20 protein-coding genes are annotated in these 23,496 nt (G+C 60.6%); 17 read left to right on the top strand and 3 right to left on the bottom strand.

Annotation, left to right across the window (positions count from 1 at the left end; genetic code table 11):
* Positions 1-127: 127 nt before the first annotated feature.
* From rpmI to IGW03_RS15640, 15 genes are all read left to right on the top strand, one after another.
* Complete coding sequence (gene rpmI, locus IGW03_RS15710; RefSeq protein ID WP_132259957.1) at positions 128-325, top strand: 50S ribosomal protein L35; 198 nt, start codon at positions 128-130, stop codon at positions 323-325.
* A 22-nt stretch (positions 326-347) separates the two neighbouring features.
* Positions 348-707, top strand: coding sequence for a 50S ribosomal protein L20 (gene rplT, locus IGW03_RS15705; RefSeq protein WP_194723516.1), 360 nt, complete (start codon positions 348-350; stop codon positions 705-707).
* Positions 708-934: 227 nt separating this feature from the next.
* Complete coding sequence (gene pheS, locus IGW03_RS15700; RefSeq protein WP_194723515.1) at positions 935-1,951, top strand: phenylalanine--tRNA ligase subunit alpha; 1,017 nt, start codon at positions 935-937, stop codon at positions 1,949-1,951.
* Positions 1,952-2,121: 170 nt separating this feature from the next.
* The gene (pheT, locus tag IGW03_RS15695) at positions 2,122-4,548 is read left to right on the top strand and encodes a phenylalanine--tRNA ligase subunit beta (RefSeq protein ID WP_194723514.1); all 2,427 of its coding nucleotides are present in this window, start codon (positions 2,122-2,124) and stop codon (positions 4,546-4,548) included.
* A 40-nt stretch (positions 4,549-4,588) separates the two neighbouring features.
* The gene (locus IGW03_RS15690) at positions 4,589-5,002 is read left to right on the top strand and encodes an integration host factor subunit alpha (protein ID WP_194723513.1); all 414 of its coding nucleotides are present in this window, start codon (positions 4,589-4,591) and stop codon (positions 5,000-5,002) included.
* A 10-nt stretch (positions 5,003-5,012) separates the two neighbouring features.
* Positions 5,013-5,435, top strand: a complete 423-nt coding sequence (locus IGW03_RS15685; RefSeq protein WP_194723512.1) for a MerR family transcriptional regulator — start codon at positions 5,013-5,015, stop codon at positions 5,433-5,435.
* Between the two features lie 837 nt (positions 5,436-6,272).
* Positions 6,273-7,724, top strand: a complete 1,452-nt coding sequence (locus IGW03_RS15680) for a sigma-54 interaction domain-containing protein (RefSeq protein WP_194723511.1) — start codon at positions 6,273-6,275, stop codon at positions 7,722-7,724.
* Between the two features lie 269 nt (positions 7,725-7,993).
* The gene (gene fabG / locus IGW03_RS15675; protein ID WP_194723510.1) at positions 7,994-8,731 is read left to right on the top strand and encodes a 3-oxoacyl-[acyl-carrier-protein] reductase; all 738 of its coding nucleotides are present in this window, start codon (positions 7,994-7,996) and stop codon (positions 8,729-8,731) included.
* Between the two features lie 129 nt (positions 8,732-8,860).
* Positions 8,861-10,996, top strand: a complete 2,136-nt coding sequence (locus IGW03_RS15670) for a 3-hydroxybutyrate oligomer hydrolase family protein (protein ID WP_194723509.1) — start codon at positions 8,861-8,863, stop codon at positions 10,994-10,996.
* 277 nt (positions 10,997-11,273) lie between these two features.
* Positions 11,274-12,047 carry an ABC transporter ATP-binding protein gene (locus IGW03_RS15665; RefSeq protein WP_194723508.1) on the top strand — a complete coding sequence of 258 codons (774 nt, stop codon included), beginning with the start codon at positions 11,274-11,276 and terminating at the stop codon, positions 12,045-12,047.
* Entirely contained in the window at positions 12,047-12,757 is a 711-nt protein-coding gene (locus IGW03_RS15660; RefSeq protein ID WP_194723507.1) for an ABC transporter ATP-binding protein, read from the top strand. Before IGW03_RS15665 ends, IGW03_RS15660 begins: the two co-directional genes overlap by 1 nt.
* Before the next feature lie 63 nt (positions 12,758-12,820).
* Positions 12,821-14,035, top strand: a complete 1,215-nt coding sequence (locus IGW03_RS15655; protein WP_194723506.1) for an ABC transporter substrate-binding protein — start codon at positions 12,821-12,823, stop codon at positions 14,033-14,035.
* A gap of 234 nt (positions 14,036-14,269) precedes the next feature.
* Positions 14,270-15,154, top strand: coding sequence for a branched-chain amino acid ABC transporter permease (locus IGW03_RS15650; protein WP_194723505.1), 885 nt, complete (start codon positions 14,270-14,272; stop codon positions 15,152-15,154).
* Between the two features lie 153 nt (positions 15,155-15,307).
* Positions 15,308-16,321, top strand: a complete 1,014-nt coding sequence (locus IGW03_RS15645; protein ID WP_194723504.1) for a branched-chain amino acid ABC transporter permease — start codon at positions 15,308-15,310, stop codon at positions 16,319-16,321.
* Between the two features lie 73 nt (positions 16,322-16,394).
* On the top strand, positions 16,395-17,477 hold the full coding sequence (locus IGW03_RS15640; protein ID WP_228535588.1) for an ABC transporter substrate-binding protein: 1,083 nt from the start codon (positions 16,395-16,397) through the stop codon (positions 17,475-17,477).
* 180 nt (positions 17,478-17,657) lie between these two features.
* Here the strand turns inward: IGW03_RS15640 and IGW03_RS15635 are convergent, their stop codons facing one another.
* Positions 17,658-19,064 (bottom strand): erythromycin esterase family protein, encoded by a 1,407-nt coding sequence (locus IGW03_RS15635; RefSeq protein ID WP_194723502.1) that lies wholly within the window; start codon positions 19,062-19,064, stop codon positions 17,658-17,660.
* Between the two features lie 221 nt (positions 19,065-19,285).
* Between IGW03_RS15635 and IGW03_RS15630 the strand changes: the two genes are divergently transcribed.
* Positions 19,286-19,723 (top strand): CBS domain-containing protein, encoded by a 438-nt coding sequence (locus IGW03_RS15630; RefSeq protein ID WP_194723501.1) that lies wholly within the window; start codon positions 19,286-19,288, stop codon positions 19,721-19,723.
* A 266-nt stretch (positions 19,724-19,989) separates the two neighbouring features.
* Here the strand turns inward: IGW03_RS15630 and IGW03_RS15625 are convergent, their stop codons facing one another.
* Complete coding sequence (locus IGW03_RS15625) at positions 19,990-20,226, bottom strand: hypothetical protein (RefSeq protein WP_194723500.1); 237 nt, start codon at positions 20,224-20,226, stop codon at positions 19,990-19,992.
* Between IGW03_RS15625 and IGW03_RS15620 the strand changes: the two genes are divergently transcribed.
* Positions 20,225-22,486, top strand: coding sequence for a putative bifunctional diguanylate cyclase/phosphodiesterase (locus IGW03_RS15620; protein WP_194723499.1), 2,262 nt, complete (start codon positions 20,225-20,227; stop codon positions 22,484-22,486). The two genes, IGW03_RS15625 and IGW03_RS15620, sit on opposite strands and share 2 nt — an antisense overlap.
* A gap of 8 nt (positions 22,487-22,494) precedes the next feature.
* Here IGW03_RS15620 and IGW03_RS15615 read toward each other — a convergent pair whose 3' ends face one another.
* Positions 22,495-23,196, bottom strand: a complete 702-nt coding sequence (locus IGW03_RS15615) for an SOS response-associated peptidase (RefSeq protein ID WP_228535586.1) — start codon at positions 23,194-23,196, stop codon at positions 22,495-22,497.
* Positions 23,197-23,496: the final 300 nt, after the last annotated feature.

The raw sequence follows: 23,496 nt of genomic DNA, 5'->3' as shown, positions 1-23,496 counted from the left end.
GTCCGATGCCGATCGCAGGAGGGAAGCCTCACTGCAAAACAAGTGAAAGCAGGCATCCAAGTGCAATGAAGTATTGCCACCTGCAATCATGCTAAAAACGGAGCTGTCCGAGAGGACAGATATTGCTATGCCTAAAATGAAGACGAAGAGCAGCGCAAAAAAGCGCTTCCGCGTACGTCCGGGCGGTACTGTCAAGCGCGGTCAAGCCTTCAAGCGTCACATCCTGACCAAGAAAACCACCAAGAACAAGCGCCAGCTGCGCGGTGCAGTGGACGTTCATGAGACAAACATGAACTCCATCCGTGCGATGATGCCTTTCGCCTAACCCTACATAAGAAGGAGCTACCATGCCTCGAGTAAAACGTGGGGTTACCGCACGGGCCCGTCACAAGAAAGTCCTCGACCAAGCCAAAGGCTACCGTGGTCGTCGCAGTACCGTTTTCCGTATCGCCAAGCAGGCGGTCATGCGCGCAGGCCAGTATGCCTACCGCGATCGCCGCAACAAGAAGCGCGTATTCCGCGCACTGTGGATCACCCGTATCAACGCGGCATCGCGTGAGCACGGCGTTACCTACAGCGTATTCATGAACGGTCTCAAGAAAGCCAACATCGAACTCGACCGCAAGGTTCTGGCCGATATGGCTGTGATGGACAAGCCGGCGTTTGCCGCGATTGTCAAACAGGTGAAGGCCAACATCGCTGCTTGAACGTTGTGATCGCGTGCGTCGCCTCGCCGGCGGCGCTGCACTGAAAAGCGGGGCAAAGGTCGACACCTGTGCTCCGTTTTTTTTTGAGCTTTCGCTTTGATGTTTTTCTGATGTTTTACTGATGTCGCAAAGCGCGTAACGCTGCTCCGCACATTGCTTCACATTGCGTCCCCGACTTATCCGGCGCAGACATCGATACCGATACATTTTCACGGGCAAACAGCCGCATGACTTCCCTAGAACAAATCGTCGCCCAGGCGCAAACCGATTTTGCAGCAGCCGATGACGCTGCCGCGCTTGAGAACGCAAAAGCAAAATACCTCGGTAAGACGGGACAAATCACTGAACACATGAAGGGCCTCGGCAAGCTGGCGCCGGAAGAGCGCAAGGCCCAGGGCGCCGTCATCAACGCAGCCAAGGAGCAGATCGAGGCAGCACTGAACGCGCGCCGCGACGCTCTCGCCAACGCCCAGATGGAGGCGCGCCTCAATGCCGAAGCCATCGACGTCACGCTGCCCGGCCGCGGGCGCGGCAAGGGCGGCATTCATCCGGTCATGCGGACCTGGGAACGTATCGAACAGATTTTCGGCTCCATCGGTTTCGACGTCGCGGACGGCCCGGAAATCGAGAACGACTGGACCAACTTCACCGCATTGAACAGCCCGGAAAACCATCCGGCCCGTTCCATGCAGGACACCTTTTACATTGACGGCAAGGATACCCAAGGCAAGCCGCTGCTGCTGCGCACGCATACCAGCCCGATGCAGGTACGCTATGCGCGCATGAACAAGCCGCCAATCAAGGTCATTGCGCCGGGACGCACCTATCGTGTCGACAGCGATGCGACGCATTCTCCGATGTTCCACCAGGTCGAGGGTCTCTGGATCGATGAAAACATCAGCTTCGCCGACCTCAAGGGCGTGTACCTCAACTTCGTCAAGGCATTCTTCGAAACCGACGACCTGCAGGTGCGTTTCCGTCCGTCCTATTTCCCGTTCACCGAACCCTCGGCCGAGATCGATATCGCCTTCGGCAGCGGTCCGCTCAAGGGCCGCTGGCTGGAAGTGTCCGGCGCGGGGCAGGTGCATCCGACCGTGGTGCGCAACATGGGCCTCGATCCAGCCCAGTACATTGGATTTGCATTCGGCTCGGGCATTGAGCGCCTGACCATGCTGCGTTACGGCATCAATGATCTGCGCCTGTTTTATGAAGGCGATCTGCGATTCCTGAAGCAGTTCAACTAAAAAGAATACAGAAGCGCTTCCAGAATATTTTCATTGCCCCGGACCCTGCGGGCCCGCATGAACGCCGTGAAGATGATCGATGCCGCGGCATCGGCCGGCGGTCCGGCAAGCAAGGAAAGGGAAGCGCGGAAGTGATGTGTACCGTAATTCAGAATATCTGAAGGCTTACCATGCAATTTTCCGAGAGCTGGCTCCGTACCCTGGTTGATCCGAAGATGACGTCGGACGAGTTGTCCCACCTCCTGACCATGTCGGGACTTGAAGTGGAAGACGTCGATCCCGTTGCGCCGCCGTTTTCCAATGTCGTCGTCGCCAGGGTGGTCGAGGTGGCCAAGCATCCCAATGCCGACCGCCTGAATGTGTGCCAGGTCGATGCCGGCACCGGCACCCTGCTCAATATCGTCTGCGGCGCGCCGAACGTGCGCGCGGGCCTGAAGGTCGCCTGCGCGATGGCCGGCGCCAAGCTGCCGCCCGGCGACGACGGCAAACCGTTCGAAATCAAGGTCGGCCAGCTGCGCGGCGTGGAATCGCAGGGCATGCTCTGCTCGGCGCGCGAACTCAAGCTGTCCGAGGAAAACTCCGGCCTGCTCGAGCTGCCCGACGATGCACCGGTCGGTCAGAACTTCCGCGACTACTACCAGCTGAACGACCTGAAGTTCACGATCAAGCTCACGCCCAACAAGGCGGATTGCTTGTCCGTGCTTGGCGTCGCACGCGAAGTCGCCGCACTGACAGGCACGCCGCTCAGAGTACCGACGTACAAGGCGGTTGCCGTCAACACCGACGAAAAGCTGCCGGTCAAGGTGTCTGCACCTGACCTGTGCGGACGCTTCTCCGGCCGCATCATCCGGGGTCTCAATGCGCGTGCGCAGACGCCCGACTGGATGAAGCGCCGGCTCGAGCGCAGCGGCCAGCGTCCGATCTCGGCGCTGGTCGATATCTCCAACTATGTGATGCTCGAACTTGGACGTCCGAGCCACGTATTCGACCTGCAAAAGATCCACGGCGGCCTCGATGTGCGCTGGGGCAAGGCGGGCGAAACGCTCAAGCTCCTGAACGGCAATACGGTCGAAGTCGATGACTGGGTCGGCGTCATTGCCGACGACAAGGAAATCGAATCGCTCGCCGGCATCATGGGCGGCGACTCGACGGCCGTGACGCTCGATACCACGGACATCTATCTTGAAGCCGCTTTCTGGTGGCCCAATGCCATCCAGGGCCGTGCGCGCCGCTACAACTTCTCGACCGATGCGGCGCATCGCTTCGAGCGCGGCGTCGACTATGCGACGACCGTGGAGCATATCGAGCGCATTACCGCGCTCCTCGTGGAAATCTGCGGCAACAAGGACACGAAGGTCGGTCCGGTCGACGACCATGTGGTCAATCTGCCGCAGCGCAAGCCTGTCACCGTGCGCACCGCGCGCGCGGCCAAGGTGATCGGCGTGCCGGTCGGCGACGAGCAGATCGCAGACATCTTCACGCGTCTCGGCCTGCCATTCACACAGGAGCAGGGCGCATTCACTGTCACCCCGCCTTCGTATCGCTTCGACATCGAAATCGAAGAAGACCTGATCGAGGAAATCGCGCGCGTCTATGGCTTCGAGAACATTCCGGCCCTGGCGCCGGTCGCGGCCAACACCATGCGCATCGCGCCTGAAAACACGCGCTCGCTGTTCGCCATCCGCCGCCAGCTGGCGGACGCCGATTATCAGGAAGTCGTGAACTTCAGCTTTGTCGAGGAAAGCTGGGAAGCCGATTTCGCCGGAAACACCAATCCGATCCGCCTGCTCAATCCCATCGCGAGCCAGATGAGCGTCATGCGTTCCACGCTGGTCGCGAGCCTGGTCGCGAATGTGCGCTACAACCTCAACCGCAAGCTCAACCGCGTTCGCGCCTTCGAGATCGGCGCCGTCTACCTGCGCGCCGATACCACCCAGGACGGCGCCTTGTCGGTGGCCGGCTACGAACAGCCCAAGCGGGTCGCCGCGATCGCCTATGGCCAGGTGGCGGAAGAGCAGTGGGGTCTGCCGGCGCGCAATGTCGATTATTTCGACGTGAAGGCCGATCTGGAAACACTGTTCGCACCTGCGGAGCTGCGCTTCGTCAAGGCAGAGCATCCCGCGCTTCATCCCGGCCGTTCCGCCAACGTACTGCTCGGCGACCGTGTGGTCGGCTTCATCGGCGAATTGCATCCACGCTGGCAGCAGAAATACGATCTGCCGCTGGCGCCGGTGGTATTCGAGGTGGATGCCGCTGCGCTGCAGACGCGCAGCCTGCCGGCCTACCAGGAAATTTCCAAGTTCCCTGCGGTCACGCGCGACATCGCCGTCGTCGTCAAGCAATCGGTGCCGGCGCAGGCGCTGATCGATTCCTTTATTGCCGAGCGTCAATCCAACCCTGCCTGTGCTATCATGCAAGCCATTGTTTTATTTGATGAATATCGTGGCAAAGGCTTGGCGAATGACGAAAAAAGTCTTGCTTTCCGATTCACCTTGCAAGATACTCAAACTACCCTGCAAGACGAAAAAGTCGAGGCTGCAATGGCCGCTTTCATTGCGTCGGCCGAGAAGCATCATGGCGCAAAATTGCGAGCATGAATGGTAGTCAACTCAGCAGGGCAGGGACGACATAACCACTATGAATGACGTGAACTCAGCCGAATTTCAATCCGTCTTGGCCGCCGACCTCAATCGCGCTATGCAGGAGGCGAAAGCCCGTACTCAGGCTGAAAAGGAATTACCCACGCTGACCAAGGCCGAACTTGCAGAACTCCTGTTCGAGCAGGTCGGCCTCAACAAGCGCGAAGCAAAGGACATGGTCGAAACCTTTTTCGACGAAATCCGCAATGCGCTTGAGCGTGGCGAGTCGGTGAAGCTGTCGGGTTTCGGCAATTTCCAGTTGCGCGACAAGCCGCAGCGGCCTGGCCGCAACCCGAAAACCGGCGAAGAGATTCCCATCACCGCGCGCCGGGTTGTGACCTTCCATGCCAGCCAGAAGCTCAAGGGCATGGTGGAAGTCGCGAGCCACAAGCCGCTTGCCCGCGTCGCCTGATTCCTGATCCATGAACGAGCGCGCCAATAAGTCCGAAGCCGTGGTGTTGCCGCCGATTCCGGCGAAGCGCTACTTCACCATCGGCGAAGTCAGCGATCTGTGCGGCGTGAAGCCGCATGTATTGCGTTATTGGGAGCAGGAGTTCACCCAGCTCAAACCGGTGAAACGCCGAGGGAACCGGCGCTATTACCAGCATCACGAGGTTCTGCTGATCCGCCGTATCCGCGAACTGCTGTACGAGCAGGGATTCACCATCAGCGGTGCGCGCAACAAGCTCGACACCCGCATGAGCGGTGCAAGTGCGGCGGTCACCGTGCATGCAGCAAGTCCGGCGGAAGACATTGCACCCGCAATGGACGGACCGGCGGTGGGAATGAGCGTGGTCGCGATCAGGAATGAGCTGTACGCGATTCTTAACCTCTTGAAGCGTTAGGAATCGCAGAAGGGCTGGCGTTGATGGCCGTTCACTCTTTCGCAAGTCAGGAAAAAGCAAGAGCCGCTGTTGCGGCTCTTTTTCTTTGCGCTGCAGCATTCGCCTCATGCCCTTGGCTTTAGCCAAACCAACAGACCATTTGCTGCAGTGCGATCTATTCATTTGCAGGCAATTGAATAGACAACGGGACTCCAGCAGCAAGCGAAAGGTTCTTCGATACCGACAATTCATCTTCTCTCCTTAAACGACGCGAAGGCTGTGTTTCGCAAAACATCCGTTTGCGCTGCCATAGCCGGTTCGGCTTGGAAGCCGAACCGTGGCAAGCGAAGCGGGGGCGGAAGTGAGGAGGACTGCAACAACGCAGGAGGTCTCGCTATTCCCCTCATCCCCAACCCTTCTCCCGCTTGCGGGAGAAGGGAGGCGGACGGCGCTGGTGGAAAGTACGGAGAATGAAACCCCTCTCCCGCAGGCGGGAGAGGGGCCGGGGTGAGGGGAATTGCCAAGACCGCAGGAGGACTTGCATATCCACCCCTTACCCCTGTCCCTTGCTCCGCGCCCCACGATGTGGTTTGCAAGCCAAATCGGCTTCAGCAGCGCAAACCGCTGGTTTGCGAAACCCTGCCTTCGCCTCGCCTGAGGCAGAGGGGAGGTCAAGCGCTTCGACCAAATGTCAAAAGACTGTCCTTGTTCACCTGTCACCTAGTAGAACTGCGTAGTCAAAACTTCTCCGGTCGCCTCTATAATCAGCTACGTTTTTGTACCATGGTACACAGGGGGCATGCATGTCATGCATGCCGGCTTGGACCGTGAAATCCAATCGGGAATCCAGGAGGAGAAATGAAGACGTCTATTGCTGCTTCCTGGGATGTCGACGGCATTCAACGGCTCGGGATGGAATCCCTGCTCGACCTGCTGGATGAATCCTGCGAAGGCACGATGGCAGTCGATGACCAGGGCCGCATCGCATGGATGAACGAGAAGTATGCATCCTTCCTAGGCCTGAAAGGGCCGGAGGAAGCGCTGGGCAAACCCGTCGAAGAAATTCTGCCCAACAGCCGGATGCGCGAAGTGGTGCAAACCGGCAAGCCCATCCTGCTCGATATCATGATGATCCACGACCAGCCCCTGGTCGTGATGCGCATACCGCTCAAGGACGATTCCGGCAAGGTCATCGGCGCCCTCGGCTTTGCACTCTACGACCGGCTGCAGCGGCTCAAGCCGCTGGTGTCGAAATTCTCCGAACTCCAGTGGGCACTGGCCAATACCCAAAAGGAGCTTGCCCAGCTGCGGCACACGAAATATTCGATATCGAGCTTTGTCGGCGTCAGCCCGGTGTCGCTGGAACTCAAGCATCGCGCGCGGCGGGCGGCGCAGCTCGATACCACCGTCCTGCTGCTCGGCGAAACCGGCACCGGCAAGGAATTGCTCGCGCACGGCATTCATGCCGCGTCCGGCCGGGCGGGACGGCCTTTCGTCGGCATCAATATCGCCGCCGTACCCGATACGCTGCTGGAATCCGAGTTCTTCGGCGTGTCGCCGGGCGCCTACACGGGCGCGGACCGCAAGGGCAGGGAAGGCAAGTTCAAGATCGCCGACGGCGGCACGCTGTTCCTGGATGAAGTGGGGGACATGCCGCTGCAAGTGCAGGCCAAGCTGCTGCGCGTGCTGCAGGAGCAGGAAATCGAGCCGCTCGGCTCCAACAAGGTGACCAAGGTCGATGTGCGCGTCATTGCGGCGACCAGTCACGATCTGAAGCAGCTGGTCGCCGAAGGCAAGTTCCGGTCGGATCTGTATTACCGGCTGAATGTGCTGCCCATCGTGCTGCCGCCGCTGCGCGAGCGGGTCGCGGACCTCGATGCCTTGTGCGAACACCTCCTCGAACAGATCGCCACCCGCACAGGCATGCCGCAGCGCGAGCTGACGCCGTCGGCGCGGGCGCTGCTCGCGTCCTACAGCTGGCCTGGCAACGTGCGCGAACTGCGCAATGCGCTCGAACAGGCCGGCATGCTGACCGACAGCCTCGCGCTGTCGGCGGAAGACTTCGCCGGCATCCTGAGCAGCGGCGAAGCGTCGCCCGCACCCGCCGGGCCGGCGCCGTCGGAGGACGGCACATCGCAGGCGGAAGACGTGCGTCCGCTGGCCGAAAGCATCGCAGAACTCGAGCGCAGGTCCATCAAGACTGCGCTTGAAAAGACACACGGCAACAAGGCGCTGACCGCGCGCATGCTGGGGATTTCGCGCGCCACGCTCTACCAGAAAATTATCGATTACAAGATAGTGTCTGATTAATAGACAGGTGTCTGAAAATCAGACACTTCAAAAATTATGTTATTTATCAATGACATATCGAGATATAAATTTGAAGTGTACAGCGGCTGAACACAAATGCTTAACGGAAATATGAGAAACAGCTGTCTTTGGGCCTTGTATTAGAGAAAAAATCAATATAATCAAAGACTTAATGTTGCTGGCACAACCCTTGCAATACATGCTCCAAGACGACAAAACGCAAACCAACTATAAGTGCGTTGCAGTGTTGAAGCAAACAAGGAGACAAAGTGCGGCTTGCAAACAAAGTGGCTCTGATTACCGGAGCCGGCCGAGGGATCGGCAAGGCCACAGCCCTCAAATTCGCCAGGGAGGGCGCAAGGCTGGTGGTCTGCGACCTCGATGACGGCGTCGCCGAAACAGTCGCCCAGATCCGCCTGCAGGGAGGCAGCGCGATCGGCTATACCGTCGACGTCACCAAGCCGGAAAGCATCGAGGCCATGGTCGTCGGCGCGCTTTCCACTTACGGACAGATCGATGTGCTGGTCAACAATGCCGGCATCGTGGCCGACGCCCAGCTGAAGCGGATGACCGATGACCAGTTCGACCGGGTCATCGACGTCAATCTCAAGGGTACCTATAACTGCACCAAGGCCGTCATCGACGCGATGATCGAGCGCAAGGGCGGCGTGGTGCTCAATGCCTCTTCCATCGTTGGCATCTACGGCAATTTCGGCCAGACCAACTATGCGGCCAGCAAGTTCGGCGTGATCGGCATGGCCAAGACCTGGGCGCGCGAACTCGGCAAGCACAACATCCGCGTCAATGCGGTCTGCCCCGGCTTCATCGAAACCAGCATTCTCAAGTCGATGCCTGAGAAGGTGATCCGTTCGCTCGAGGAGCGCGTGCCGCTCGGTAGGCTCGGCAAGCCCGAGGAAATCGCCAATACCTTCGCTTTTCTCGCATCCGACGAGGCGAGCTATATCAACGGCGCGGTCATTGAAGTCTGTGGCGGCATGACGCTGTAAGCCATTCACAGAACATTCACGGACACAAGGGATGCCATCGAATTCATGCATGTTTTGCAGTAGGTAGTTCCGTAGAAAAACCACAATGCATCGGCCAATGAAGGCCGATCAATTCAAGGAGCGAGACACATGGCAATACGTAAAAGAATCGGTTTCACCTCGGTCGTCGCGGCCGGCATACTGGCCGGATGCGGCGGTTCGGATGCGCCGCCCGAAAATCTCAACGCCAAGCCGAGCTATCTCGGTAATGTGCAGAAGACCAGCTATGACGGCGTCAGCAACGACCTGCTGACTGCGGGCCTGGGCCGCACCGGCCTGGCAGGCGCTGCGCCGACCTATGCCGACCCGGCCAATCCGACGGCGGTGGAGCTGCGCCGCGCCGCCATCTACTCGAACTACCGCGCCCTGATCGACCCCAGCGCCAACGGCGGCTACGGCACACTCTACGGCCCGAACGTCGACAATGCAGGCAATGCCACGCTGGGCGAGGGCAGGATCGCCGGCGACGAATACATCGCCTATGCCGATGACGACACAGGGCAGGTCAACGTGACGATGATGGTGCAGATCCCGGCCAATTTCGACAAGGCCAACCCTTGCATCGTGACCGCGACGTCCTCCGGTTCGCGCGGCGTGTACGGCGCGATCGGCACGGCCGGCGACTGGGGCCTCAAGCAGAAATGCGCGGTGGCCTACACCGACAAGGGTAGCGGCATGGGCTTCCATAACCTGCAGGCCAATACCGTCAACCTGATCAACGGCACGCGTTCGACTGCGGCCGCAGCAGGCAAGAATTCCAATTTCACCGCCAATCTCACTGCAGCGGAACTGGCCGCCTTCAATACAGCGACGCCGAACCGCTTCGCCCTCAAGCAGGCGCATTCGCAGCAGAACTCCGAGAAGGATTGGGGCAAATACACGCTGCAGGCCGTCGAGTTCGCGTTTTACGCACTGAACGACAAGTTCGGCGATGTCGCGCGCGACGGCACCAGCCGCCTCAACACCATCACGCCGGCCAACACGCTGGTCATCGCTTCGAGCGCCTCCAACGGCGGCGGTGCGGCGATCCTCGCAGCCGAGCAGGATACGCGCGGCCTGATCGACGGCGTCGCCGTGTCCGAGCCGGTGACCGAGGTTGCACTCAATCCTGCGCTCAGCATCCGCCGCGGCAATACGCCGGTAACACGCGCCGGTCTGGGCCTGTATGACACGCTCACCATCGGCAACCTGTACCAGCCTTGCGCGGTGCTGTCGTCTTCGCTGACGTCGTCGCCGATGCTGTCCACGCTGATCAGCCCGGCACTCGCGACCAACCGCTGCGCATCGCTGCGGGCCAAGGGCTTGCTGACTGCCACGACGGTCGCCGCGCAGGCGGACGAGTCGCTGCAGAAGCTGCGCGAAGCCGGCTTCGAAAGCGACAGCGATCTGCTCCAGGCCAGCCACTACGGCACCTACGCCATCCTCGCGCCTTACTACGCCAACATGTACGGCAAGTTCAGCGTCAGGGACAACGTGTGCGGCTACAGCTTTGCACCGACAGTCGCTACCACCGGCGCGCTGACGACATTGACCGCGGCGCAGGAAGCCCAGCTGTTCGCTACCGGCAACGGCACCCCGAGCGGCGGCATCAGCCTGGTGAACAACAATGCCGTGGGCGGCCCGGTTGCCGATGCCTTCTCGGTATCGCCCTCGACCGGCGTTGCGGACTACAACATCGACGGCGCGATCTGTCTGCGCAACCTGGCCACCGGCACCGACATCACTACCGGCCAGCCGCTCACCGGCCAGGCACTGGCGAACTCGGACCGCGTACGCGCCGGCATGCGTGAAGTCCTGCGCAACGGCAACCTGCGCGGCAAGCCGGCAATCATCGTCCACGGCCGCAACGATGCGCTGATTCCGGTGAACCACAACTCGCGTGCCTACTTCGCAGCCAACAAGGCGGCCGAAGGCGCGGCAAGCAAGCTGTCGTACATCGAGATCACCAACGCCAACCACTTCGATGCCTTCCTCGGTTTCCCGGGATATGACTCACGCCTGATCCCGATCCATCGCTATCACATCCAGGCGATGAACATGATGTATGCGCATCTGAAAAATGGCGCGGCGCTGCCGCCGAGCCAGGTAGTGCGCACCGTGCCGCGCGGCGGCACAGCGGGCGCGGCGCCGGCGATCACGGCAGCCAACGTGCCGCCGATCCAGGCGACACCGGCGGCGGGGAATCAGATCGGGTTTGCGAATAACACCGTGACGATTCCGGAGTGAGTGATTAACCGCCAAAGGTAGTCAAGGCCTTGAATACTCCTTCCCCTTCAAGGGGAAGGTTGGGATGGGGATGGGTTTCAAATTCGGCACCTAAACCCATCCCCACCCCAACCCTCCCCTTGAAGGGGAGGGAGCGAAAAGGTTCGTGACGATCACAGGTAGTGAACGAAATAAACCGGCGGACAACAGCAGTTCGCGCCGCCTGCAGGATTCAAGCAAGTCAACGCACGGCCACAGCGCAGTGCGACAGATTCGGCAGCAACACTGGAGAAAAAGCATGGCAAGCGAAGTCATACTCGAAACGCAGAACCTGACCAAGGGGTTCAAGGGTTTCATCGCAGTAAACGACGTCAACTTCAAGGTCAAGCGCGGGTCCATCCACGCCCTGATCGGCCCGAACGGTGCGGGGAAGACCACCTTCTTCAATCTGCTGACGAAATTCCTGACGCCGACCGCGGGCAAGATCCTCTACAACGGCGACGACATCACGTCGCTGGCGCCGGAGCAGATCGCGCATCGCGGCGTGATCCGCTCGTTCCAGATCTCCGCCGTGTTTCCCCACCTGACCGTGCTGGAAAACGTACGCATCGGCCTGCAGCGCGGCCTCGGCACCTCCTTCCATTTCTGGAAGAGCGAGCGCACGCTGAACCGCCTCAACGACCGCGCGATGCAGCTGCTGGCGGAAGTCGACCTGGAAAGTTTCGCCGATACCGTCACCGTCGATCTGCCCTATGGCCGCAAGCGTGCGCTGGAGATCGCCACCACGCTCGGCATGGAGCCGGAGCTGATGCTGCTCGACGAGCCGACGCAGGGCATGGGCCATGAAGACGTGCACCGCGTCACCGACCTGATCAAGAAGGTCTCGGCCGGCCGCACCATCCTGATGGTGGAACACAACATGAGCGTGGTGTCCGGCATCTGCGACAAGATTTCCGTTCTTCAGCGCGGCGCGCTGCTGGCTGAAGGCACGTACCAGGAAGTATCAAGCAATCCGCAGGTCATGGAAGCCTACATGGGCACCACCTCCGGGCAACTCGAAGGAGCACATTGATGGCCGCAGCAGCACTCGAAATCCGCAATCTCAAGGCATGGTACGGCGAGTCGCACATCCTGCACGACGTCAACCTGGAAGTGAAGCAGGGCGAGGTCGTCACGCTGCTCGGCCGCAACGGCGCCGGACGCACCACGACGCTGCGCGCGATCATGGGCCTGACCGGAGCCCGCAAGGGATCGATCAAGATCAACGGCACAGAATCGATCGGCCTGCCGACGCACAAGGTAGCGCATCTTGGCCTGGGCTACTGCCCGGAAGAGCGGGGCATCTTCTCGTCGCTGTCGGCCGAGGAAAACCTGATGCTGCCACCGCTGGTCTCGAAGTCCTCCAAGGGCATGACGATCGACGAGATCTATGAAATCTTCCCCAACCTGGAAGAGCGCCGCCACAGCCAGGGCACGCGCCTGTCGGGCGGCGAACAGCAGATGCTGGCGGTAGCACGCATCCTGCGCACCGGCGCCAAGCTGCTCCTGCTGGACGAAATTTCCGAAGGCCTGGCGCCGGTCATCGTGCAGGCACTGGCCCGCATGATCACCATGCTCAAGGCCAAGGGCTACACCATCGTCATGGTGGAACAGAATTTCCGGTTTGCCGCACCCCTGGCGGACCGGTTTTACGTGATGGAGCATGGACACATCGTCGAGTCTTTCGCTGCATCCGAACTGGAATCGAAGATGCCGGTGCTCAACGAGCTGCTCGGTGTCTGATCGACATACCAATAACGCAATAACAACGCACCAACCGACACGACCCACAACAGAGGAGAAGTTATGAAACTCAAGGCCAAAGTGATCTCGCTCGCCGTCGCAACCGCATTTTCCGCAGGCTTCGCTGCCACAGCGTCCGCGCAGGTATCCGGCGATGTGATCAAGATCGGTCTGCTGACCGACATGTCCGGCGTGTATGCCGACGTCGACGGTCCGGCAGGCGCCGAAGCCGTGAAGATGGCGATCGCCGACGCAGGCGGCAGCATCAACGGCAAGAAGATCGAATTCGTCGTGGCCGATCACCAGAACAAGGCCGACATCGCCGCTTCCAAGGCGCGCGAATGGTTCGACCAGCAGGGCGTGGACATGTTGATCGGCGGCACCAACTCCGGCGCCAACCTGGCGATGGCCAAGATCGCAGCCGAAAAGAAAAAGGTGTTCTTCTCGGTCGGCGCAGGCACGGCCCGCCTGACCAATGAAGACTGCTCGCCGTACACCGTTCACTATGCCTACGACACCATCGCGCTGGCACGCGGCACCGGTTCCGCGCTGGTCAAGCAGGGCGGCAAGGACTGGTACTTCCTGACCGCCGACTATGCGTTCGGCGCTTCGCTGGAGAAGGATACCGCCGACGTGGTCAAGGCTTCCGGCGGCAAGGTGCTGGGCGCGGTCAAGCATCCGCTGTCGGCGTCCGACTTCTCGTCCTTCCTGCTGCAGGCGCAGTCGTCCAAGGCACAGATCGTCGGCCTGGCCAATGCCGGCGGCGACACCATCAATGCGATCAAGGCCGCCAACGAGTTCGGCATCACCAAGTCCGCCAAGCTGGCCGGCCTGCTGATGTTCATCACCGACGTCCACTCGCTCGGCCTGGACCTGACACAAGGCATGTACCTGACCGACGGCTGGTACTGGGACCAGAATCCGGAAACACGCGCCTGGTCGAAGAAGTTCTTCGACAAGATCAAGCGCATGCCGACCATGCTGCACGCAGCCGACTACTCGGTCACCGCGCAGTACCTGGCAGCGGTCAAGGCAGTCGGCGGCGACGATGCCGACAAGGTCATGGCGCACCTGAAGAACACCAAGATCAACGACGTGTTTGCCAAGAATGGCGTGATCCGCCCCGACGGCCGCATGGTGCATGACATGTACCTGATGCAGGTGAAATCGAAGGCCGAATCGAAGTATCCGTGGGATTACTACAAGGTCGTGCAGACCATCCCCGGCGACCAGGCCTACGCCACCAAGGCCGAGACCAAGTGCTCGCTGTGGAAGTAAGTTCCTGAAGTTGCGTAGCCCGGTGCATGCGGATCTTGCATCGCCGGGTCGTGTTTCACGCTCGATGCAGTCGTGAATGACGGTTTCCTCTCGCAGGGGAGGGCTGGCATGCCGGACAGGGGGCCGAGCCTTCCTGAGCCGATTGTATGGATCTTCTGTCGCCATGCCCGCCATCCCCTGCACCAAGAGGAAAAAGATCAAGTCGCTTCGCATCGGCCTCAATTTTTATCGACTATGGAAATCTTCGGCATCCCCCTGCAGGCAATGTTGAGCCAGCTTCTGCTCGGCCTCGTCAACGGCTCGTTCTATGCGATGCTGTCGCTCGGTCTGGCCGTCATCTTCGGCCTGCTCAATGTGATCAACTTCGCACACGGCGCGCTGTACATGATGGGCGCTTTCCTCGCCTGGATGGGCCTGAACTACCTGGGCGTCAACTACTGGGTGATGCTGATCGCCGCACCTGTCCTGGTCGGCCTGTTCGGCATCGTGATCGAAAAGACGATGCTGCGCTGGCTGTACAAGCTGGACCACCTCTACGGCCTGCTGCTGACCTTCGGCATCACGCTCATGCTCGAAGGCCTGTTCCGCTCCTTCTATGGCGTCTCAGGCCAGCCGTATTCGGTGCCTGACGCACTGATGGGCGCAACCAACCTCGGCTTCATGATCCTGCCCAACTACCGCGCATGGGTGGTGGTGGCCTCGATCGTGGTCTGCCTGGCGACCTGGTTCGTCATTGAAAAAACCAAGCTCGGCGCCTACCTGCGCGCCGGCACCGAGAACCCCAAGCTGGTGGAAGCCTTCGGCATCAACGTGCCGCTGATGGTGACCCTGACCTACGGCTTCGGCGTGGCGCTGGCGGCATTCGCCGGCGTGCTTGCGGCGCCGGTCATCCAGATCTCGCCGCTGATGGGCTCCAACCTGATCATCGTGGTGTTTGCGGTGGTGGTGATCGGCGGCATGGGCTCGATCATGGGTTCCATCATCACCGGCCTGGGCCTTGGCATCATTGAAGGGCTGACGCGGGTGTTCTATCCGGAGCTGTCGGCCACCGTGGTGTTCATCATCATGGCCATCGTGCTGATGATTCGTCCCGCCGGCCTGTTCGGCAAGGAGAAATAAGCCGCTTGCGGATGAATGCCTCCGGTTGCGCCGCGCCGTCATTCCGAACGCGGCGCGGGGCGCAACTGGGCTGCCTGCGAAAGTTTTCGTGAGCAGGTAAGGGCAGCAGTAACTCTTCGTTCGGAGTGACAGGTTTCAACAAAGGTAGTGATTATGAACAAGAAAGTCGGATACGCGATTGCGCTGGCAGCGGCCCTGGTAGCCCCCTTCGTCGTCTACCCGGTGTTCCTGATGAAGGTGCTGTGCTTCGCATTGTTTGCCTGCGCCTTCAACCTGCTGATCGGCTTCACGGGACTGCTGTCCTTCGGCCACGCGGCCTTCTTCGGTATGGCCGGTTACGTCGCGGGGCATGCGATCAAGGTGATGGGCCTGCCGTTTGAAATCGGCCTGGCGGCCGGCGTTGCAGTCGCCGCGCTGATCGGCGTGGTGATGGGAGGTTTGGCGATTCGCCGCCAGGGCATTTACTTCACGATGATCACATTGGCGCTGGCACAGATGCTGTACTTCGTCTGCCTGCAGGCGCCGTTCACCGGCGGCGAGGACGGCCTGCAGGGCGTGCCCCGGGGAAGCCTGCTCGGCATGATCGATCTGTCGAGCGACATGACGATGTACTTCGTCGTGCTGGCGATCTTCATCGCAGGTTTCGCGCTGATCACCCGCACCGTGCATTCGCCTTTCGGCCAGGTGCTCAAGGCCATCAAGGAAAACGAGCCGCGCGCGATCTCGCTCGGTTACGACGTCGACAAGTACAAGCTGCTCGCCTTCGTGCTGTCCGGCGCGCTGGCAGGCCTGGCCGGGGCGACCAAGACCGTGGTGCTCGGTTTCGAGACGCTTACCGACGTGCACTGGTCGATGTCCGGCCTGGTGGTGCTGATGACGCTGGTAGGCGGCCTCGGCACGCTGAGCGGCCCGATCGTCGGCGCGATCCTGATCATCGCACTGGAAAACAAGCTGGGCGACTTCGGCAACTTCCTGGCTGCGGTCAGCGGCATCGAGTGGTTCCGTTCGATCGGCGAATCGGTGACCATCGTGACCGGCTTCATCTTCATTGTCTGCGTGCTGGCCTTCCGCCGCGGCATCGTCGGCGAGCTGCTCGAGTTTTCGAAGCGGCGCAAGCCCGCGGCTGCGCCCATGTCAGCACCGGTGATGAAGACAATGGAGGGATAGCATCATGGAACTACCGGGCTGGTGTCGGTTGGCAGCAGGATGGTTCGCAACGGTATTTGCAGCATCTTTTGCAATGAGCGCGGCAAGCGCGAATGACATCGTCATCGGCCAGGTAGCTCCCTTGAGCGGAGTGCTGGCCGACACCGGCCGGGAAATGGTGCTCGGCGCCAAGGTGTATTTCGAGCAGGTCAACGAGCAGGGCGGCATCCATGGCAGGAAGATCCGCCACGTGGTCAAGGATGATGGCTACAAGGTCGAGGAAACGGTCAGGCTGACGCGCGAAGTCATCGACAGGGATGGCGCGATGGCGCTGATCGGCTTCGCCGGCACCGGCAATGTCGCCGAACTGCTCAGCCAGAAAGTGCTGGAGCAGGCGAACATTGCGCTGGTGGCGCCTTACACCGGCGGCGAGGTGCTGCGCACGCCGTTCAACCCCTACATCTTCCACATCCGCGCCGGCTATGCGGATGAGGCGGAAGGCATCGTCAACCAGCTGGCGATGCTGAACATGAAGCGCATCGGCGTCATGTATCAGGATGACCCGTTCGGACGGGCCGGGCTGGCGGGCGTGGAAGCGGCATTGAAGAAGCGCGGGCTGGAGCTGGCCGGCACCGGCGCCTACGAAAAGAATACCGACAACGTTACCGAAGCGGTGAAGGCGCTGTCCAAGGCGAACCCGCAGGCGGTGGTGATGATTTCGGTGAACAAGAGCACCGCCGCCTTCAGCAAGCAGATGCGTTCGGCATCGACGGTGGCGCAGCTGGTGAACATCTCGGTGGTCAATCCGCGCGAGATCGCGCGGCTGATCGGCCCGGAACAGGCACGGGGCATCGGCGTGGCGCAGGTGATGCCGTACCCGTTCACCGCATCGACGGCGATCGCGAAGGAATACCAGCAGGCGATGAAGAAGCACGCGCCGGCGGGAGCCGAGCTGTCTTACACCAGCTTCGAGGAATTCATCGGCGCCAAGGTGCTGGTCGAGGGCTTGAGGCGCGCAGGGGCGAATCCGACGCGGGAGAAAGTGATCCGCTCGCTGGAGACGCTGGATAACTACGACACCGGCGGTTTTTCGGTACGTTTTTCACCGACCAGCCGCATCGGTTCGCGCTTCGTGGAGATTACGGTAATCGGCAGGGAAGGGCGGTTGCTGCGCTGAGCATTTGGAAGAATCAACGTGCAGGCCCTTCATGCCGGGACCCAGGTTTGCAGCATGCAGTAAGCAGTAAGCAGTAAGCAGTAAGCAGTAGATGGAGCGGTTGTTTTAACTTCCCCAGCAGTTCAGGGTTACGTTCGCGTAACCCTTTTTTTGCGCTCCCCACCGGTGCCGGCATCGGCATCAGATCCCGGTCGGATAAGTCTCGGGCGCTTCGTCGTGCTGAGGCTGGACCACCGATTCCAAAGGACGCAGTGCGTGCGTGGTATCGACATGGATGACGGCATCGAACTGCTGCGACAGCGAGGCATGGAAATAATGGCTCATGCGCTCGTTCTCCGGCAGGTAGATCACGCCGATGGCCCGCTCCAGCCGCCTTTCCTGCAGCAGCTCCGACAGATATCGCCGGTCGCGCATCCTGAGAAAGAATTGCTTCAGGCCGGTATCGTGCAGCAGTCTTTCATAGCTGTGTGCGAGCGAGGCCCGCACCGATTTTTTCTCGGCGGGTGCATCCCACTCCGACGCGGCGGTCACCGTGCCGTCGTGCGTGGTGAAGCCGAGCAGAAAGGTTTCGGCCAAGCCGTGCCGCTCGCGCACCAGCTGCCCGAGATTGAGCTGGCCGTGATCGCCCATCTCGGTCGCGCGGGCATCGCCGATATGCGAGTTGTGCGCCCACACTACCACCTTGGCCGCGCTGCCCTTGCGCTTGGCAATATGCGCACGCAGGGCGTCGAGCGTATCGGCCATGTGTTCGTCGCGCAGATTCCATGACGCATTGCGGCCGAGGAACATGGTGCGGTAATACGCTTCGGCATTCTGCGCCACGCGCGCGTTCTGCTGCGCATAGAACAATTCATCCGCCGCGTTGTCGCCGTCCAGGTCGGCGTAGCGTCCGGCTTCCGTCGTCATGGCCACCAGCTGGCGAATGACCTCGTCCTCGCAATCCTTGCGCATGCCGAAGGTGGCCGCATAGCCATAGCGCTGGGGGTCTTCGGCAAGATGGTCGAAGCAGGCATAGCGGGCGCGCGCCTCGCGTGCCGCTTCCGGGTCGACGGTGGACAGGTAGCGCACGACTGCTTCCATCGAATTGCGCAGGCTGTACAGGTCGAGCCCGTAAAAGCCGATGCCGTCCTGCTGCCGTGCATCCTGTGCTCCCTGGTGAGAACCTTCCTGGCGTTCCTGGTTATGCTGCTTCAGCCAAGCCACCAGTTCGACAATTTCGGTATTGCGCCACATCCACTGGGGAAAGCGTTCGAAGCCCTGCAAGGCTTGCCGAGGTTCCGACGCGGGCGTGTCTCCGAGGGTGACGGCAGCGGCCGGAGCAGTCTGCGAGGCACGGACATAGCGGCTGACGCGCAGGGCATCGGGCCAGTCGGCTTCGACGGCAATCGCGTCAAAGCCTTTTTCGGTAATCAGGCGCTTCGTGATTTCTGCGCGGATACGGTAGAACTCGCGGCTGCCATGCGTGGCTTCGCCAAGCAGTACGATGGAAGCTTCGCCGACCTCTTCGACCACGCGGCTCAAGTGATCGAGTTCGGTCAGGGGAAACGCTTCGCGTTGCAGCGCTTCAATGATGGTTTGGTCTGACATGATGCGATTCCGACGGTTTTATTCGCTTCGGTTGTCTCGCACCGTGATAGTTCCATCGGTGCCCTCCGCCAATGGACAGCATGGACGTCCTCGGGCATGGCGCTTGCAGCAGTGCCGTTCCGGACATTGAAGGCGCAGTGCCGGCCTGATTCCCATGCGGCCCACGCGACCCTGGAATGCAAATCCGGCGCGGCTTTCCAATTTTTTCAAAGGAGTCAGTCATGCAAACCATCTCCGACATCATGACGCGCGACGTACGCAGCGTATCCCCGCAGGAAACCGTCATGCGCGCCGCCCAGATCATGGATGAACTCAACGTGGGATCGCTGCCTGTCTGCGACGGCAGCAAGCTGATCGGCATGGTCACCGACCGCGACATTACCGTTCGAGCCACCGCCGCCGGCATGGCGCCCGACCAGGCGCATGTGAGCGATGTCATGTCGCAACAGGTGCGCTGGTGCTTTGAAAACCAGCCTGTCGACGAAGTGATGGACCAGATGTCCGACTCGCAGATCAGGCGGGTGCCGGTACTCGACCATGACAGCCATCAGCTGATCGGCATCGTTTCGCTCGGCGATCTCGCGACCAAGCATTCCGCCGAAGTGGACCGTACGCTGGAAAACATATCCGAACCCTCGCAGCCGGACCGGCCGCACTGAGCTGTTGGCCGGTTCTCCGTCCTTCATCCCTCATCCTCATCGCGAAGCTTGACGCTTCGCGATGGCGGGCAAGGCACAAGTGCTGCGTTGCGGCACCCATGATCGACTTCGCATAATCCTGTTGTGCAGTGCATTGAACATACGTTGATTGCGTTTTCGCAAACGGCCGACAGGAAGCAGTCAGCTACAATCTTTCCTTGTGGAAAACATGTCACTTAGGATATCTTCATAAAAAATGCCGAAGCGTGGCAGCTGCGATCTCGAATTCAAAAATGCAGCTGTTCCACAGAAATTCTGGTTAGAAGGGGAGACAAAACAATATGCAATCCACCATGCATGGAAGAGCCAGAGCAGGCCTCTTCACAGTGCTGCGCGCTTGCGACCGGAAGCCGCGCGTACTTTCGGCTGTTCATGATTGCCTCAATGGCGTTGCCGCCTGACGGAATCAACAGGGCACCCAATGCCTCACTAACCTGAATCCACCGATTTAGCCGATCATTCATGGCCCCTCATACCGGCAAATTCAACGCGAACCGCGACCGCAGCCTCGCCAAAGACAGGCAGCAGCTGCGCATGCGCCGTTTTTCGATGGCGGCCCTGTCCGCCGTCGTGACCTTCCTGATGCTGGGCACGCTCTACCTGCACGGCCTGATGGACGGCCGCACCATTCTTGCCGGCGCAACTGCCATGGGCGTCGGCCTGATCGGCTTCTTCATCGCCTTCAAGCGCGGCTGGAACCTGAAATTCCGCGACCCCAGCCTGACCGGTCCGATGATGCTGCTGTCGGCCGCCGTCGTGTTCCTGATCATGTTCGATTCCTCCACGGCGCGCGCCACCATGGGCGCCTATCTGTGCGTGATCATGCTCTTCGGCGTATTCCGCTATCCGACCCGGGTGCTGATGAACGCCGCCGTCGTCTTCCTCTGCATCTATGCCTGCATGCTGGGCGTGCTCTGGCTGCGCGGCGCACAGGCCAACGACATGGCGATGGACATCGGCCGCCTGATCGTAATGGCCTGCGTGCTGCCGCTGTTGGCCTGGGTGGGCGGACACATCAACAGCCTGCGCAACACCCTGCATAGCCGCAAGGTCTTCTTCCAGACCATCTGGGATACCTGTAACGACGTGGTCGTGGTGATGGACGGCGAGGGCATCATCCGCTACACCAATCCGGCCATGAAGGACGTCTTCGACCGCGACCCCGCAGCGATGATCGGCATGCATGCCGGCAGCCTGCAGCCCGCGCATGTGGATGTCACCCATCGCCTGCTGCATGCGGTGCAGACGCTGGAAGGCCCGGGCGCAAAAGCCAGCTTCGAGACCGAAGGCGTGCGCGCCGACGGCACGCGGCTGCCGCTGGAAATCACGCTCAGCCGGGCCTATCTCGACAGCGCCGACATGGTGGTTGCCTTCCTGTCGGACATTACCAAGAGAAAAATGGCGGAAGACCAGATCAAGCATCTGGCCCAGCATGATCCGCTCACCGGCCTGCCAAACCGCATGATGATGCATGAGCGCCTGGCCCATGCGCTGGCGCTGGCAGCGCGGCAGCAGGGCGCGGTATGGGTGCTGTTCCTCGACTTCGACCGCTTCAAGCTGATCAACGACAGTCTCGGCCACAAGGTCGGAGACATCGTGCTCACCACGCTGGCGGCGCGCATGGTGGAAGTCTGCCGCGAAACCGATACCGTCGCCCGTCTCGGCGGCGATGAATTCGTGATGGTTCTGTCCGAGACGCGGGGCGGCAAGCTGACTGAAAGCATCATCGAAAGGCTGATGGACAAGCTGGCCAAACCCATCCATGTGAACGGCCATGAACTGATGCTCACCGCAAGCATCGGCATTTCCGTCTTCCCTGAAGACGGCGCCACGGTCGACAGCTTGGTCGAACATGCCGACGTCGCCATGTACCGCGCCAAGCAGAACGGCCGCAACAATTTCTGCTTCTACACCGCATCGATGAACGATGCCGCCATCGCCCGCCTTGAAATGGAAAGCGATCTGCGCAATGCCCTGCAGCGCGGCGAATTCCGCCTGCATTACCAGCCGCAGGTGGATGTCGCCACCGGCGAGACGGTGGGTGCGGAAGCGCTGCTGCGCTGGCAGCATCCGGACAAGGGCCTGGTGCCGCCGGCAGCCTTCATCCCGCTGGCGGAAGAAACCGGCCTGATCGTGCCCATCGGCGCTTGGGTCATCCGTGCCGCCTGCGAACAGCAGCGCAAATGGATGAGCGCCGGCCTGTCGCCGATGCGCATCTCGGTCAACCTGTCGTCGCGCCAGTTCGCGGAAGACGACCTGGTGGAAACCATTCAATCCATTCTCATCGAAACCCGCATCGACCCCGGCTATCTCGAACTCGAGCTGACCGAGAGCATGCTGATGAGCGATGTCGACCTTGCCGAGAAGCGCCTGGCCGAACTCAAGAAGCTCGGCGTGCATCTCTCCATCGACGACTTCGGCACCGGCTATTCAAGTCTCGCCTACCTGAAGCGCTTCCCGATCGACGTGCTCAAGATCGACCGCTCCTTCGTCAAGGACCTGTCGAAGGAAGACAACAGCAAGGCCATCGTCATGGCCATCATCACGCTGGCCAAGGCTATGAAGCTGCACGTGGTTGCCGAAGGGGTGGAGCTGCTGGAGCAGGAAGAGTATCTGCGCCAGGCATGCTGCGACCGCATACAAGGCTATCTCGTCAGCGCGCCGCTGCCTGCGGTGGAGTTCGAGGAAACGTTCTTGGAAAAGGGTGTGCTGCAGCCGGCATGAGCCGGCATTCAAAACAGCGATTGCTGAGGCGCAGCTTTGCCCGACTTCGGACCGGCGGGATGCGCGACCAGCATCTCGGCCGGATAGCGCTCGAAGAAGGTTTGTGCCTCATCGACAGGGCAGTGCAGCCAGTCGTCATACTGGTCCGGCCGCAGGATCACCAGCATGCGCTTTTCATCATCGGGCTTGTGAAACCGCTGCATCAGCGGATGGCCGTCGGCATTGATGGTCAGCATGGAAAACGATAGCAGCGCCAGCCCGTCCGGCCCCGCCTGTTTGTGCTCCCAGATTCCGGCAATGCCCAGCGGGCTGCCGTCCGCATTCATGATTTCCCAGCGCTCGGCCTTCCCGGTTTCATAAGACGGCTCGAACACCGAAGCCGCCGGGATGATGCAGAATTGGCCGTGCTTGAAGGCATGGCGGAAACTTGGCTTGGAGGCCACGGTTTCGGTGCGTGCATTGTAGGTCTGCCGCGCCAGCTTCGGCTCCGCCCAATGCGGCACCATGCCGAACATCCCCAGCGCACAGGCGCGGTCGCCCACCGCCGCATCGGCCCGCGGCAGCCGGACCATCGGCGACATATAGCCGGGATAGGACTCGGCGACATAGTCGGAATCGGGCGGCGCAACCTGGAAATGCTGGCGCAACTGGTCGTGGGTGGAGGGAATGTAATTGGCGCACATGAAGAAATTGTAATGCGGTTTTGTCAAGCCGGTTGTCGGTTTAAATCAAGACAAATTGCAGGTTCGAGAAGATTGGAAAAAAGAAACCCTGCAATGCCAACCGAAGAACCCTGCGGTCTTCACCCCCCGCCACCCGAACTCCCTCTCCCGCAGGCGGGAGAGGGCAGGGGTGAGGGCGCCAGCAAAACCACAAACATCAATGATCCCAACGCCTTACATCAATTCCTTGGGTCAATAAACATTACCTCCAAATCTCAAAGGAACCATACGCAGACTGACACCACTCATCGATAGATAAAAGCGCGTTGTTCCAAGCTTCGCATGCCG

Origin of the sequence: Noviherbaspirillum malthae, assembly GCF_015352985.1 — a bacterium.
Lineage (GTDB): Bacteria > Pseudomonadota > Gammaproteobacteria > Burkholderiales > Burkholderiaceae_D > Noviherbaspirillum > Noviherbaspirillum malthae.
The sequence above is the reverse complement of the archived record's forward strand: the minus strand, read 5'-3'. Positions and strand labels throughout refer to the sequence as shown.

Excerpts from the sequence above, each read along its gene's own strand:
- IGW03_RS15660 (WP_194723507.1), top strand. The coding sequence starts at position 12,047 with ATGGCCGCAGCAGCACTCGAAATCCGCAATCTCAAGGCATGGTACGGC.
- IGW03_RS15625 (WP_194723500.1), bottom strand. The coding sequence starts at position 20,226 with ATGAATGATCGGCTAAATCGGTGGATTCAGGTTAGTGAGGCATTGGGT.
- IGW03_RS15670 (WP_194723509.1), top strand. The coding sequence starts at position 8,861 with ATGGCAATACGTAAAAGAATCGGTTTCACCTCGGTCGTCGCGGCCGGC.
- IGW03_RS15620 (WP_194723499.1), top strand. The coding sequence starts at position 20,225 with ATGGCCCCTCATACCGGCAAATTCAACGCGAACCGCGACCGCAGCCTC.
- IGW03_RS15650 (WP_194723505.1), top strand. The coding sequence starts at position 14,270 with ATGGAAATCTTCGGCATCCCCCTGCAGGCAATGTTGAGCCAGCTTCTG.
- IGW03_RS15630 (WP_194723501.1), top strand. The coding sequence starts at position 19,286 with ATGCAAACCATCTCCGACATCATGACGCGCGACGTACGCAGCGTATCC.
- IGW03_RS15655 (WP_194723506.1), top strand. The coding sequence starts at position 12,821 with ATGAAACTCAAGGCCAAAGTGATCTCGCTCGCCGTCGCAACCGCATTT.
- pheS (WP_194723515.1), top strand. The coding sequence starts at position 935 with ATGACTTCCCTAGAACAAATCGTCGCCCAGGCGCAAACCGATTTTGCA.
- IGW03_RS15635 (WP_194723502.1), bottom strand. The coding sequence starts at position 19,064 with ATGTCAGACCAAACCATCATTGAAGCGCTGCAACGCGAAGCGTTTCCC.
- IGW03_RS15645 (WP_194723504.1), top strand. The coding sequence starts at position 15,308 with ATGAACAAGAAAGTCGGATACGCGATTGCGCTGGCAGCGGCCCTGGTA.
- IGW03_RS15665 (WP_194723508.1), top strand. The coding sequence starts at position 11,274 with ATGGCAAGCGAAGTCATACTCGAAACGCAGAACCTGACCAAGGGGTTC.
- IGW03_RS15640 (WP_228535588.1), top strand. The coding sequence starts at position 16,395 with ATGAGCGCGGCAAGCGCGAATGACATCGTCATCGGCCAGGTAGCTCCC.
- rpmI (WP_132259957.1), top strand. The coding sequence starts at position 128 with ATGCCTAAAATGAAGACGAAGAGCAGCGCAAAAAAGCGCTTCCGCGTA.
- IGW03_RS15685 (WP_194723512.1), top strand. The coding sequence starts at position 5,013 with ATGAACGAGCGCGCCAATAAGTCCGAAGCCGTGGTGTTGCCGCCGATT.
- rplT (WP_194723516.1), top strand. The coding sequence starts at position 348 with ATGCCTCGAGTAAAACGTGGGGTTACCGCACGGGCCCGTCACAAGAAA.
- IGW03_RS15690 (WP_194723513.1), top strand. The coding sequence starts at position 4,589 with ATGAATGACGTGAACTCAGCCGAATTTCAATCCGTCTTGGCCGCCGAC.
- IGW03_RS15680 (WP_194723511.1), top strand. The coding sequence starts at position 6,273 with ATGAAGACGTCTATTGCTGCTTCCTGGGATGTCGACGGCATTCAACGG.
- pheT (WP_194723514.1), top strand. The coding sequence starts at position 2,122 with ATGCAATTTTCCGAGAGCTGGCTCCGTACCCTGGTTGATCCGAAGATG.